Raw genomic sequence first — 12,037 nt, 5'->3', positions numbered from 1 at the left:
CCCTTACTGCTGGTCTTTGTTGAGCTTGATGAAATGCTCATGGGTGTTTTCCGGGCTGTGGTGAGCCGCGTTCAGAGCACGGCTCTGTTCTGCACCGGACCACAGACGCTCCAGGTCGTAAAACTGACGAGCCGAGGCGGTCATCATGTGCACGATCACATCGTCCATATCCAGCAGCACCCAGTCGCTGTCGCCCTTGCCTTCTTCACCCAGCGGCTTGACGCCCAGGGCTTTGACGGCTTCGCGAACCTTGTCCAGCATCGCGCCGATCTGGCGGTTGGAGGTACCGGTGGCGATGATCATGAAGTCAGTAATGCTCTGCTTTTCACGAACGTCGATCACCTGGATGTCCTGGGCCTTGACGTCTTCCAGGGCCGCAACGGCCACCTTGACCAGCTCTTCGCCGGTCAGTGGTGCGCCAGTTGGAGCCTCTACTGGCAGCGGAGCGCTCTTGAACGTGCCTTTGCGCTTAACTTTGCTTACGTCTTTGTCAGTCATATAAAACTCGTTTTGCTCGTATGTTAGGGCGCTTCAATACACGTGATTACGTGCCTTGAAGCGCGCCTCTTTCAGTTCGACGCACGGTAAAGTCCGTGCGCATCGATGTAGGCCAGGACCGCGTCGGGCACCAGGAAACGTACCGACTTACCGCTGGCCAGCAGTTGACGGATCTGGGTGGCGGAAACCGCGAGCGGTGTCTGCCAGACGAATGCAATCTGTCCGCTCGGCCCTTTGAGGGCCAGCGGGTCACTCACCGAGCGCGCTGCCAGCAGGTTGCGCAAGGCATCCGGCGGTTCGCTGTCGGCATCCGGGCGTTGCAGCACCAGGATGTGGCAATGCTGGAGCAACTCTTCCCAGCGGTGCCAAGTGGGCAGGCCGCAAAAAGCGTCCCAGCCCAAAAGTAGAAAAACCTGGTCTTCAGCGGCCAATTCGGCACGCATCAGTTCCAGGGTATCAATGGTGTAGGACGGTTTGTCCCGCTGCAATTCGCGGGCGTCCACCACCAACGGCGCCACACCGGCTACCGCGCATTCAACCATCGCCAACCGGTCTTTCGCCGACACTTGCGGCGTGCCCCGGTGAGGCGGCCTGGCACTGGGTGTCAGTCGCAACTCATCAAGACCCAGCGCTTCGGCAACTTCCAGTGCACCGCGCAAATGGCCGATGTGTACCGGATCGAAAGTCCCGCCCAGCATGCCGATGCGTCGTGGCACTGGCTCGCTGGTGGCTACCGGGCCTGATGGCTCGAAGTCGCTCAAGTCAGACCGACGCCTGGCCGCGCAACTGGCCATCACCGACCACGATGTACTTCTCGCAGGTCAGGCCTTCCAGACCTACCGGGCCGCGGGCGTGCAGCTTATCAGTAGAAATACCTATCTCGGCACCCAATCCGTATTCGAAGCCGTCAGCGAAGCACGTCGGCGTGTTGATCATCACCGACGACGAATCGACTTCTGCAACGAAGCGTCGGGTATCGCCCAGGTTTTCGCTGACAATCGAATCAGTGTGATGGGAGCCATGCTGATTAATGTGCTCGATCGCCTGATCCAGGCCATCGACGACACGAATCGACAGGATCGGAGCGAGGTACTCGGTGTTCCAGTCTTCCTCGGTAGCCGCCAGCGCATCGATGATCGCCCGCGTGCGCTCGCAACCGCGGAGCTCGACGCCTTTTTCGCGGAACTGGGCGGCCATCGATGGCAGGAAGTCTTTGGCGACGGCTTGATCCACCAGCAACGTTTCCATCGCGCCGCAAATACCGTAACGGTAGGTCTTGGCATTAAAGGCAATACGCTGGGCTTTTTGCAGATCGGCGTTGGCACTCACGTAAACGTGGCAAATGCCGTCCAAGTGTTTGATCACCGGTACGCGCGCATCGCGGCTGACGCGCTCGATCAGGCCACGGCCGCCACGCGGGACGATGACATCGACGTATTCGGGCATGGTGATCAACGCCCCAACGGCAGCACGGTCAGTGGTTTCGACCACCTGAACCACGGCTGCGGGCAGCTCAGCTTCAGCTAGGCCACGCTGGATACACGCGGCGATGGCGCGATTGGAATGAATGGCTTCAGAACCGCCACGCAAAATGGTCGCGTTACCGGACTTCAGGCACAGGCTGGCGGCGTCGATGGTCACGTTAGGTCGTGACTCATAGATGATGCCGATCACGCCCAGCGGCACGCGCATCTTGCCGACCTGAATGCCGGACGGGCGAAAACTCATGTCACGGATCGCGCCAACCGGGTCCGGCAGGGCCGCCACCTGGCGCAGACCTACGATCATGCCGTCGATACGCTCGGGGGTGAGCGCCAGACGCTCAAGCAGCGCAGGTTCAAGACCATTTGCGCGACCCGCCGCCAGATCCAGCTCATTGGCAGCGGTCAGCTCGGCGCGTGCAGCGTCCAGCGCATTGGCAGCAGCCTGCAATGCGCGATTCTTTTGCGCGGTGCTGGCACGGCCAATTACGCGAGAAGCTTCGCGGGCTGCGCGACCCAAGCGGGTCATGTAGTCAAGAACGGACTCAGTCATGGTCTGGAGTGGTCTTTGCTAAGGTCGTGGTAAAGAGTAAAGCGGCAGATTATAGCTGTCGCGCCCACTGACTAACAGCGGTGACAGGCGGATGGTCGAAATGGAGGGCGATTTGCCGACGTTCAGCAGGGATTAAGCTGCAAATTGTTATCATCACGCCTCAATCAGCCCTGATTAACGCCGTCCATCATGTCCAACCTCACTGTTCGCGCGTCCGTTTCGAGCCTGCCCACGCCACTTCCGGACACATTTTTCGACCGTGACGCGCAAATTCTGGCCCGGGAGTTACTCGGTAAAGTCATCCGCCATCGCGTGGGCGATCTGTGGCTCAGCGCCCGGATTATCGAGACCGAAGCCTATTATTTCGAAGAAAAAGGCAGCCACGCATCCCTCGGCTACACAGAAAAGCGTAAGGCTTTGTTTCTGGATGGCGGACACATCTACATGTATTACGCCCGTGGTGGCGATTCGTTGAACTTCAGTGCTCACGGCCCAGGCAATGCCGTACTGATCAAATCCGCCTATCCGTGGGTCGATGACTTTAGCGGGCCTGCGAGCCTGGCGCAGATGCTGGTCAACAACCCTGACGCTCAAGGTCGGCCTCGCCCCTCGCAAAAACTCTGCGCGGGCCAGACGTTGCTGTGCAAGGCGCTGGGATTGAAAGTGCCCGTGTGGGACGCCAAGCGCTTTGATCATGAGGTACTGCTGGTAGAAGATGTCGGCCCGGCGCCGGCCCACATCATCCAGACCACTCGCCTCGGCATACCGCATGGGCGCGACGAACACTTGATGTACCGCTTCGTGGATGCCGCCTACGCCCCGTATTGCACGCGAAACCCGCTAAGACGCGGGCAGGTCGAAGGTCGCGATTACGTTTTGCTGTGAACACAATCAATAAGATGGAGTTGTTTTTATGGGCCCATGGCTCGATAGCGTGACGGGATGGTTGACGGTGAACCCTCAGTGGCTGGCCGCAGCAGTGTTCATAGTGGCTTTTGTGGAATGCCTGGCGATCGCCGGGTTGATAGTGCCCGGCACCGTGCTGCTGTTTGCCGTGGCAGTTTTAGCCGGCAGTGGCGCCCTGTCGCTGAGCGAAACACTGTTGCTGGGGTTTCTGGGCGGCTTGCTCGGCGATGCGGTGTCGTATTTTCTAGGACGTCATTTTCATCAGAATATCCGGCGTTTGCCGGGGCTGCGCCACCATCCGGAATGGATTGCTGGCGCCGAGTCGTATTTCCAGCGTTACGGCATCGCCAGTCTGCTGGTGGGTCGTTTCATTGGCCCGCTGCGCCCGATGCTGCCGATGGTCGCCGGGATGTTCGACATGCCCTTCCCGCGTTTCGCAGCGGTCAGCCTGCTGGCCGCCGCTGGCTGGAGCATTGCGTACTTGCTGCCTGGTTGGGCCACGGGCGCGGCCATTCGCTTGCCATTGCCTGAAGGTTTCTGGCCTGAAGCCGGAATCGTCGCCGGCAGTATCGCGTTGATGGTCGGTTTGAGCGTCACCAGCAGCCTGCGTCGCCATCGCAAGGCAACGCTGCTGATTGCCGGCATGAGTTTGCTGATTCTGGCCGGACTGTTCATCGGTTACCCGTACCTGACCGCCCTCGATCAAGGGGTAATGACCTTAGTCCAGGAACACCGCAGCCCGATGCTCGATGACGTTGCGGTGACGTTCACGCTGATCGGTGAGTTCCGCAACATGCTGATGTTCAGCGCCGTGCTCACCGGCCTGTTGCTGATCACACGTCAGTGGCGCCAGGCAGTGTTCACGTGCAGCACACTGCTTTGCACGGCGCTGGCGAATACCGTGACCAAGCATTTTTTTGCTCGCATGCGCCCGGAAGTGCTGAGCGACCCACTGGTCAGCTACAGCATGCCAAGCGGCCATGCTTCGGGTTCCTTTGCGTTATTCCTGACGCTCGCCGTGCTTGCCGGTCGCGGACAACCGCCACGGATGCGCCTGACCTGGCTGCTGCTGGGATGCTTGCCGGCATTGGCGATTGCCATATCGCGAGTTTATCTGGGCGCGCATTGGCCGACGGATGTGCTGGCAGGTGCGATGCTGGCGGCGTGCGTGTGTGCTGCGAGTTTATGGCTGAGCCAGCGCCAGACACCGCTTAACGCCATGCCACCTAAAGTCTGGTGGCTGGTACTGCCGGCGCTGGTGGCGATGTTCGCATTCTTCCTGCTGCGGCATTTGCCGCACGCCATGCTGCGATACGCCTACTGATCAGGCGAACAGCTCGCCCTGCAACTCATCCAGCAGCGCCTGGATCGCATCCAGTCGCTGCTGCGGGTCGTCGAGCTGCAGCAGATCAACCTTGTCGACCTCGGCGAACGGCAACAGATACGCCAACTGATTGGCCAGCGACTGCTGGCCGGTCGCTTCGGTGCCCATGTTCAGCGCCTCGACCATGGGATGCTCGGCCAACGCCTTCAACAGCGCGACCAGATCGGCATCTTCATCCTGTAATGGCTGTTCGGGTTCGTCTTCGAGCCAATCCACGTCGGCGACGGTCAACTGATCGCGCTGAATGTCGGTGCGCAGCACGTTGAAGCGTCGACCACCCTGCACCCGAATCCCCAGCAGGCCGTTGTCCTGCTGCTTGAAATCGGTGATCAGCGCTTCGCAACCAACCAGCGCATAGCCTTCGGGGGCGATACCCACTTCTTCACCGTCAAGAATGCACACCACGCCGAACCCGCCGCCCTGCTTCATGCAGCGACCGATCATGTCGAGGTAGCGCGCCTCGAAAATCTGCAAGTCGAGGATGCAACCAGGAAACAACACCGTGTTCAGCGGAAAAAGCGGCAAGCTCATAGACATTTCCTTACACCACCATCGACACTGCCAACGGCAGGAAAACGGCCGTGGCTACCCCCATCAAACTCATCGCCAGCGCCGCAAACGCGCCACATTCTTCACTTTCGTGTAACGCCACCGAGGTGCCGACCGCGTGGGCCGTCATGCCCAGCGCCATTCCGCGGGCCTCTGGACTGTGGACACCAAGCCTGGTCAAAAGACTCGGCCCAAAAATCGCGCCAATCACGCCGGTGATCAACACAAACACCGCTGCCAATGCCGCCACGCCGCCAATTTGCTCGGCGACCAGCATGGCGATCGGTGAAGTGACCGACTTCGGCGCCATGGTCATCAGAATCATGTGTTCTGCGCCGAACGACCAGCCGAGCAACACGCCCATGCCCGTGGCGACCACGCCACCTATCACCAGCGTAGTAAAAATCGGCCAGAACAACTGCCGGATGCGCCGTAGATTGAGGTAAAGCGGCACCGCCAGCGCCACCGTCGCCGGGCCCAGCAAAATACTGAGAATTTCAGTGCTCTTGCGGTATTCGGCATAGGTCAATCCACACCCCACCAAAATACCGATGACCAGCAACATGGACACCAGAACCGGCTGCAGAAAAACCCAGCGGGTTTTCTCGAAGGCCGCCAACACCAACTGATACGCGCCGAGGGTGATGCCTATCCCGAACAGTGGATGATGAATAACCGAGGCCCACGCGCCTTGCCAATCGACAATCATCTCCGGTCCTCGCGGTGTGCGTGACGCTTGACCATGCGCTGCATCAGCACGCCGGCGAACGCCATGGACAACAGCAGCGACAACACCAGCGCACCGACAATGGCCCAAAAATCGGCGGCAATGTCTTTGGCATACACCATGACACCGACAGCCGGCGGCACCAGCAGCAACGGCAGGTAACGCAATAAACTGCTGGCCGCGAGACTCAGCGGTTCACCGACCTGACCGCGATAAATCAGGAACACCAGCAATAACAGCAGGCCGATGATCGGGCCCGGCAGCACAGGCAATATCAAATGGTTGAGGGCCGTGCCAAGCAATTGGAACAGCACCAGCCAGGTCAGGCCACGTAACAACATCCTTCATCCCTCGCAAAACTCGTCACCCGCACTCGCACTGGCGGGCCGACCATTATAAGCACGCCAAGCCTATAGACCGGCATTCGCCATAAGCATGGTCAGTTGACCGGAGCAATTTGCCATGTTGATCTAAAGTGGTAATTCGGCAGGCCAAATCCCAGCACTCAAACTATAAAAATCGATGAACCCAAGGAGAGTCTCAATGCCCTATGTTCCTGTTGCAGAGCTCAAAGATTATGTCGGCAAGGAACTTGGACGTTCCGAATGGCTCACCATCGATCAGGAGCGTATCAACCTGTTCGCCGAAGCCACAGGAGACTATCAGTTCATCCATGTTGACCCGGTCAAAGCGGCACAAACGCCTTTTGGCAGCACCATTGCCCACGGCTTTCTGTCGTTGTCGCTCATCCCGAAACTGATGGAAGACATCCTCATCCTGCCGGAAGGCTTGAAGATGGTGGTCAACTACGGCCTCGACAGCGTTCGCTTCATTCAGCCGGTCAAGGTCGACTCCAATGTGCGGCTCAAGGTCGATCTGACCGAAGTTACCGAGAAAAAACCCGGCCAGTGGCTGCTCAAGGCCACGGCTACGCTTGAGATCGAAGGTTCGGAAAAACCGGCATATATCGCCGAGCCTCTGTCCTTGTGCTTCGTGTAAATCATCCCGGATGCGAAGCAGCTCATGCTGTTTCGCGCCCTCTCTCTATATATAAGCCATAGAGCTGCGGCATACTCGGTCGCCTAATTGCCCGGATCCCGCTATGCGCTCACTTGCACTCCTCGCTTTGACCCTATTGCTCACCGCTTGCGGTGATGGCGAATCGCTGTTGCCTCCTGACGCCCGCTTGCCGGACGGCGGACGCTATCGCGGCGAACTGGTCAACGGACTGTTGCAGGGCCAGGGCCGAATCGACTACCCGAATGGCAGCTGGTACGCCGGCGACTTCGACAAGGGCCAATGGCATGGCCAGGGCGAATGGCACGGCAGTAATGGCGAGGTTTACCGGGGGCAATTCAGTCAAGGCCTGTTCGATGGCCAAGGCACGCTGACCACCAACGGCAGTAGCTACACCGGCGGGTTCAAAGCGGGCCGACGGGACGGCGAAGGCACCCTCAAAGAAAACGGCATGACCTACCGCGGCGAGTTCAAAGCCGACCAGTACTCTGGGCTTGGACGTCTTGAGCTCGACGATGGCAGCTCGTACCAAGGTCAGTTTGCCCACGGCAAACCCAATGGTGAAGGCCAGCGTGGCGATGCCAGCGGCAACCAGTTCACCGGGCATTTCGTCGATGGTCAGCTGGAAGGCAACGGAACCTTCAACAGTGCCGATGGCGACATCTACGTCGGCGGCTTCAAAAACAGCCAACTGCACGGCAAGGGCCGCTACGAGAACGCCGACGGCGATGTCTGGCTAGGCCAGTTCAAGGAAGGCTCGCTGAACGGCAAGGGTGAGCTGATCGGCGTTGACGGCAGCCATTACATTGGTCAGTTCAGCGATTGGCGCTTCACCGGCCAAGGCCGATTGAACCTGGCCGATGGCAGCTTCTACATCGGCCAGTTCGACAGCGACAACTACCAAGGCCACGGAACGCTGGTAATGACCGACGGTACGGTGCAGAGCGGGACATGGGTCAATGGCCAGCGAGTACGTGATGCCGACGGCAAATTGCTTCCCGACAGCCTCGAATTAGGCTTGTTGGCTCAAGGACGGCTGCTTGAAGACACATTGGCCGCTGTGCCTGCCTCGACGCCAGCGATTGAGCTGTACACCTTGACTGTCGGCGGTGACGGGAAACAAAGCGTATTCCTGCGCGAATCCGATTACGTCAGCAACATGCTGCTCAGCCGCTTCGGCGCGTTCGGCCAGATCCGTTTGGTGAACCACCGCGATCACCTGGTCGATCGCCCGATGGCCACCCGGGAAAACTTGCGTCGCGCAGCCTTGACCCTCGCCGAACGCAGCGGCCCGGAAGACTTGATCTTCATCTACCTGACAAGCCACGGCACCAGCGAGCATGAACTGGTACTCGATCAGCCGCGCATGGAACTGTCTGACCTGCCGGCCGACGAGCTGGCCGCCGTCCTCGCCCCGCTGAAAAACCGTGACAAGATCATCGTGATTTCATCCTGCTACTCCGGCGGTTTTATTCCCGCCCTCAAGGATGAACGAACCCTGGTCATGACGGCCTCACGCGCAGATCGGGTGTCCTTCGGTTGCTCTGAAGAAGCCAACTTCACCTATTTTGGCGACGCACTGTTCGCCCAGGCGCTGAATCAGACCGACGACCTGGAACAAGCCTTCAAACTGGCCAAAGCCACCGTGGCCGAACGAGAGCTGGCAGACAACTTTGAAGCGTCCGAACCGCAAATATGGGCACCGAAAACCGTACTCTCTCACTGGCAATTGTTACGCAAACAGCAAGCACGAAAGGCACTGCAAAGTGTCTCTATCAGCAGCAAGGATGCAAAGAGCAACTAAGCTGAACAGTATCAAGGGGGAAACACTATGTACTTGACGCCTCAGCACGTATTGCTTGCCGGAGCTACCGGTTTGACAGGTGAACACTTGCTGGATCGCCTGCTCAACGAACCAACGATTACTCGGGTATTGGCGCCATCCCGCCGGCCGCTCGCGGAGCATCCTCACCTGGAAAACCCGGTCGGTGACCCGGCCGTGTTCCTGCCGCAATTGAATGGTCGAGTCGACATTGCCTATTGCTGCCTGGGCACCACGATCAAACAGGCAGGCTCGGAAGAAGCATTCCGCGCCGTAGACTTCGACATGGTGGTGGCATTCGCCAAACGTGCACGGGAAATGGGCGCCAGGCACTTGATCGTGATCAGCGCATTGGGCGCCGATCCGAAATCTTCGATTTTCTATAGCCGGGTCAAAGGAGAAATGGAACAGGCACTGCGCGCGCAAGACTGGCCGCAACTGACCATTTGCCGGCCTTCACTGCTGTTGGGTGACCGCATCGAACCGCGCTTGGCAGAACAACTTGCGGCGCCATTTTCGCGCCTGATCCCCGGCAAATATCGCGGCATCGAAGCCTGTCAGTTGGCCCGCGCCATGTGGCGACTAGCGCTGGAAGAACAAGATGGCGTGCGGGTGATTGAGTCGGATGAGTTGCGCAAACTCGGCAAATAGTCCTGCTGCGCTTTCAGGCGCTTTCGCGAGCAGGCTCGCTCCCACATTTGATGAGTGTCGGTCGCACATCCAGTGCACGAGCCTGCTCTTTACAAGCCACCCGTCGCCTGAAAACTCACGCCGATTACGGTCAATACCGACAGTGGCAACAGCAGCGTATCGAGCAAGGCACTCGCGGGCAGATCAACACCGGGATAACTCGGCGCTTCGGCACCAAAGCGATCCTTGGCGCAGCAACCGCCATTCATCGCGTACAGATCCAGGCGCGTCCCCGAGTACACCACGGGCGCCCCAGGTTTGGCGGCATCCAGCGTACGCGCAGTTGCGCAGCCAGCCAGTTGCAGCGCCAGCGCGATCACCAACAGCTTATTCATCGCTGGTCAGGTGATGTTCGCCCCAGCGCGGCAGCATGTCTTGCGGGATGTTAAGCAGATTGAGAATCCTCGCCACCACGAAGTCGATCAGGTCATCGATGGTCTGTGGCTGATGATAAAAACCCGGCGACGCCGGCAAGATCGTCACGCCCATGTTCGACAACTTGAGCATGTGTTCCAGGTGGATGCTGGAGTATGGCGCCTCACGTGGCACCAAAATCAGCTGGCGACGCTCCTTCAACGTGACGTCTGCGGCACGCTCGATCAGGTTGTTGCACGCGCCAGTCGCAATCGCCGATAACGTGCCGGTGGAACATGGCACCACCACCATGGCTGCCGGCGCTCCGGAGCCCGAGGCCACCGGCGACATCCAGTCTTCCTTGCCATACACCCGAATCTGCCCGGCGGCAGCCCCGGTGTATTCAGTCAGGAAGGCCTGCATCATCTGCGGTTTGGGCGGCAGCGAAACGTCGGTTTCGGTGGCCATCACCAATTGCGCAGCTTTGGATATCAGGAAATGCACCTCACGGTCTTCGCGCACCAGGCAATCGAGCAGGCGCAAACCGTATTGGGCGCCGGAAGCGCCCGTCATTGCCAGCGTGACGCGTTCCGGGCCGTTATTCATTGCAGCGCCTCGGCGAGTTTGCCGTGCAGACCGCCGAAGCCGCCGTTACTCATGATCACCACATGTGTGCCCGGCTGAGCCTGACTTTTGACGCGCGCGATGATGCCTTCTAGCGAATCGCTGACAACCGACGGCACTGTGCACTGCGCCGCCGTGGCGGCCAAATCCCAGCCAAGATTGGCTGGCGCGTACCAAATTACCTGGTCGGCATCGGCCACGCTTTCCGGCAAACCGTCACGGTGCGCACCGAGTTTCATAGAGTTGGAGCGCGGCTCGATGATGGCAATCAACGGCGCTTCGCCAATCTTCTTGCGCAGACCGTCGAGTGTGGTGGCGATGGCGGTTGGGTGGTGCGCAAAGTCGTCGTAAATGGTGATACCGCGCACTTCTGCGACTTTCTCCATTCGGCGCTTCACGCTTTTGAAGGCGCTCAGCGCGGCGATGCCCATGGCCGGAACAACACCCACATGACGCGCCGCCGCCAACGTTGCCAAGGCATTGGCGACGTTATGCTGACCGGTCATGTCCCACTCGACCACACCTTGGGCCACGCCTTCGAACACCACTTCGAATTTCGAGCCGTCCTCGCTCAGCAGTTTGACCTGCCACTGGCCACCAGCTCCAGTGGTTTGCACGGGCGTCCAGCACCCCATTTCGATAACCCGCGACAAGGCCGGCTCGGTGGTCGGATGGATCACCAAACCCTCACTCGGAATGGTTCGCACCAAATGATGAAACTGTCGCTCGATCGCCGGTAGATCGGGGAAGATATCAGCATGATCGAACTCAAGATTGTTCAAAATTGCCGTACGCGGGCGGTAATGAACGAACTTCGAACGCTTGTCGAAAAAGGCGCTGTCGTATTCGTCGGCTTCGATCACGAAGAACGGCGTGTCGCCCAACCGGGCCGACACCGAGAAATTCTGCGGCACGCCACCAATCAGGAACCCCGGGCTCATGCCCGCGTGCTCCAGAACCCAGGCAAGCATGCTGCTGGTAGTTGTTTTGCCGTGAGTGCCGGCAACCGCCAGCACCCAACGACCTTGCAGCACGTGATCCGCCAGCCATTGCGGGCCCGAAACGTAAGGCAGGCCCTTGTTCAGCACGTATTCAACCGCGGGATTGCCACGCGACATGGCGTTACCGATCACCACCAGATCTGGCGCCGGATCAAGTTGCGCGGGGTCGTAACCCTGGGTCAACTGAATGCCTTGAGCCTCCAGCTGAGTGCTCATCGGCGGATAGACGTTGGCATCGGAGCCTGTCACGTGATGGCCCAGCTCCTTGGCCAGAACAGCCATCGAACCCATGAAAGTGCCGCAGATACCAAGAATATGAATGTGCATAGTCGACCTCGTAAAACATGGCCGCAGGTTAGCTTAGGGTGGGGAAATTCGCACCTTGTGTTTCTGTGCTGATGGCCCCTTCGCGAGCAGGCTCTTCCCCACAA

The 12,037-nt window shown here is 59.3% G+C and carries 14 protein-coding genes; 5 read left to right on the top strand and 9 right to left on the bottom strand.

The window, feature by feature from the left end; translation table 11 throughout:
* Positions 1–3: 3 nt before the first annotated feature.
* The 3 genes from rsfS to ACQR3R_RS26290 form a co-directional block, all read right to left on the bottom strand.
* Positions 4–498, bottom strand: a complete 495-nt coding sequence (gene rsfS, locus ACQR3R_RS26300; RefSeq protein WP_428276878.1) for a ribosome silencing factor — start codon at positions 496–498, stop codon at positions 4–6.
* Positions 499–569: 71 nt separating this feature from the next.
* Positions 570–1,259, bottom strand: a complete 690-nt coding sequence (nadD, locus tag ACQR3R_RS26295) for a nicotinate-nucleotide adenylyltransferase (protein ID WP_428276876.1) — start codon at positions 1,257–1,259, stop codon at positions 570–572.
* A 1-nt stretch (position 1,260) separates the two neighbouring features.
* A complete protein-coding gene (locus ACQR3R_RS26290) occupies positions 1,261–2,532 on the bottom strand; it encodes a glutamate-5-semialdehyde dehydrogenase (protein ID WP_428276874.1) in 1,272 nt (423 codons plus the stop codon).
* A gap of 189 nt (positions 2,533–2,721) precedes the next feature.
* Here ACQR3R_RS26290 and ACQR3R_RS26285 point away from each other — a divergent pair, with 189 nt between their 5' ends.
* Together ACQR3R_RS26285 and ACQR3R_RS26280 are read left to right on the top strand one after the other, a co-directional pair.
* Positions 2,722–3,417 carry a DNA-3-methyladenine glycosylase gene (locus ACQR3R_RS26285; protein WP_428276872.1) on the top strand — a complete coding sequence of 232 codons (696 nt, stop codon included), beginning with the start codon at positions 2,722–2,724 and terminating at the stop codon, positions 3,415–3,417.
* Positions 3,418–3,445: 28 nt separating this feature from the next.
* A complete protein-coding gene (locus ACQR3R_RS26280) occupies positions 3,446–4,762 on the top strand; it encodes a VTT domain-containing protein (RefSeq protein ID WP_428276870.1) in 1,317 nt (438 codons plus the stop codon).
* Here ACQR3R_RS26280 and ACQR3R_RS26275 read toward each other — a convergent pair whose 3' ends face one another.
* The 3 genes from ACQR3R_RS26275 to ACQR3R_RS26265 are packed head-to-tail and all read right to left on the bottom strand — an operon-like array spanning position 4,763 to position 6,439.
* Positions 4,763–5,353: an LON peptidase substrate-binding domain-containing protein gene (locus ACQR3R_RS26275; RefSeq protein WP_428276868.1), complete on the bottom strand. Its 591-nt coding sequence runs from the start codon at positions 5,351–5,353 to the stop codon at positions 4,763–4,765.
* Positions 5,354–5,363: 10 nt separating this feature from the next.
* Complete coding sequence (locus ACQR3R_RS26270) at positions 5,364–6,080, bottom strand: LrgB family protein (RefSeq protein WP_428276866.1); 717 nt, start codon at positions 6,078–6,080, stop codon at positions 5,364–5,366.
* Positions 6,077–6,439 carry a CidA/LrgA family protein gene (locus ACQR3R_RS26265; protein WP_428276864.1) on the bottom strand — a complete coding sequence of 121 codons (363 nt, stop codon included), beginning with the start codon at positions 6,437–6,439 and terminating at the stop codon, positions 6,077–6,079. Before ACQR3R_RS26265 ends, ACQR3R_RS26270 begins: the two co-directional genes overlap by 4 nt.
* Before the next feature lie 202 nt (positions 6,440–6,641).
* Between ACQR3R_RS26265 and ACQR3R_RS26260 the strand changes: the two genes are divergently transcribed.
* The 3 genes from ACQR3R_RS26260 (at position 6,642) to ACQR3R_RS26250 (ending at position 9,588) form a co-directional block, all read left to right on the top strand.
* Positions 6,642–7,097 carry a MaoC/PaaZ C-terminal domain-containing protein gene (locus ACQR3R_RS26260; RefSeq protein WP_428276862.1) on the top strand — a complete coding sequence of 152 codons (456 nt, stop codon included), beginning with the start codon at positions 6,642–6,644 and terminating at the stop codon, positions 7,095–7,097.
* A 103-nt stretch (positions 7,098–7,200) separates the two neighbouring features.
* On the top strand, positions 7,201–8,919 hold the full coding sequence (locus tag ACQR3R_RS26255; protein ID WP_428276860.1) for a C13 family peptidase: 1,719 nt from the start codon (positions 7,201–7,203) through the stop codon (positions 8,917–8,919).
* Between the two features lie 27 nt (positions 8,920–8,946).
* Entirely contained in the window at positions 8,947–9,588 is a 642-nt protein-coding gene (locus ACQR3R_RS26250) for an NAD(P)H-binding protein (protein ID WP_428276858.1), read from the top strand.
* Positions 9,589–9,677: 89 nt separating this feature from the next.
* Here ACQR3R_RS26250 and ACQR3R_RS26245 read toward each other — a convergent pair whose 3' ends face one another.
* Genes ACQR3R_RS26245 through mpl form a run of 3 tightly spaced genes read right to left on the bottom strand, consistent with a single transcriptional unit; the run spans position 9,678 to position 11,933 of the window.
* Complete coding sequence (locus ACQR3R_RS26245) at positions 9,678–9,962, bottom strand: YceK/YidQ family lipoprotein (RefSeq protein ID WP_428276856.1); 285 nt, start codon at positions 9,960–9,962, stop codon at positions 9,678–9,680.
* Positions 9,955–10,587, bottom strand: a complete 633-nt coding sequence (gene ubiX, locus ACQR3R_RS26240) for a flavin prenyltransferase UbiX (RefSeq protein WP_428276854.1) — start codon at positions 10,585–10,587, stop codon at positions 9,955–9,957. The genes ACQR3R_RS26245 and ubiX overlap by 8 nt, the downstream gene beginning before the upstream one ends.
* On the bottom strand, positions 10,584–11,933 hold the full coding sequence (gene mpl, locus ACQR3R_RS26235; protein WP_428276852.1) for a UDP-N-acetylmuramate:L-alanyl-gamma-D-glutamyl-meso-diaminopimelate ligase: 1,350 nt from the start codon (positions 11,931–11,933) through the stop codon (positions 10,584–10,586). Before mpl ends, ubiX begins: the two co-directional genes overlap by 4 nt.
* Between the last annotated feature and the right edge of the window lie 104 nt (positions 11,934–12,037).

It is taken from the genome of Gordonia sp. IEGM753 (assembly GCF_050321825.1).
GTDB lineage: Bacteria > Pseudomonadota > Gammaproteobacteria > Pseudomonadales > Pseudomonadaceae > Aquipseudomonas.
Note: the sequence above shows the minus strand (reverse complement) of the source record. Positions and strands in the feature narration are given on the sequence as shown.

Excerpts from the sequence above, each read along its gene's own strand:
- rsfS (WP_428276878.1), bottom strand. The coding sequence starts at position 498 with ATGACTGACAAAGACGTAAGCAAAGTTAAGCGCAAAGGCACGTTCAAG.
- ACQR3R_RS26290 (WP_428276874.1), bottom strand. The coding sequence starts at position 2,532 with ATGACTGAGTCCGTTCTTGACTACATGACCCGCTTGGGTCGCGCAGCC.
- ACQR3R_RS26285 (WP_428276872.1), top strand. The coding sequence starts at position 2,722 with ATGTCCAACCTCACTGTTCGCGCGTCCGTTTCGAGCCTGCCCACGCCA.
- ACQR3R_RS26280 (WP_428276870.1), top strand. The coding sequence starts at position 3,446 with ATGGGCCCATGGCTCGATAGCGTGACGGGATGGTTGACGGTGAACCCT.
- ACQR3R_RS26275 (WP_428276868.1), bottom strand. The coding sequence starts at position 5,353 with ATGAGCTTGCCGCTTTTTCCGCTGAACACGGTGTTGTTTCCTGGTTGC.
- ACQR3R_RS26270 (WP_428276866.1), bottom strand. The coding sequence starts at position 6,080 with ATGATTGTCGATTGGCAAGGCGCGTGGGCCTCGGTTATTCATCATCCA.
- ACQR3R_RS26265 (WP_428276864.1), bottom strand. The coding sequence starts at position 6,439 with ATGTTGTTACGTGGCCTGACCTGGCTGGTGCTGTTCCAATTGCTTGGC.
- ACQR3R_RS26260 (WP_428276862.1), top strand. The coding sequence starts at position 6,642 with ATGCCCTATGTTCCTGTTGCAGAGCTCAAAGATTATGTCGGCAAGGAA.
- ACQR3R_RS26255 (WP_428276860.1), top strand. The coding sequence starts at position 7,201 with ATGCGCTCACTTGCACTCCTCGCTTTGACCCTATTGCTCACCGCTTGC.
- ACQR3R_RS26250 (WP_428276858.1), top strand. The coding sequence starts at position 8,947 with ATGTACTTGACGCCTCAGCACGTATTGCTTGCCGGAGCTACCGGTTTG.
- ACQR3R_RS26245 (WP_428276856.1), bottom strand. The coding sequence starts at position 9,962 with ATGAATAAGCTGTTGGTGATCGCGCTGGCGCTGCAACTGGCTGGCTGC.
- ubiX (WP_428276854.1), bottom strand. The coding sequence starts at position 10,587 with ATGAATAACGGCCCGGAACGCGTCACGCTGGCAATGACGGGCGCTTCC.
- mpl (WP_428276852.1), bottom strand. The coding sequence starts at position 11,933 with ATGCACATTCATATTCTTGGTATCTGCGGCACTTTCATGGGTTCGATG.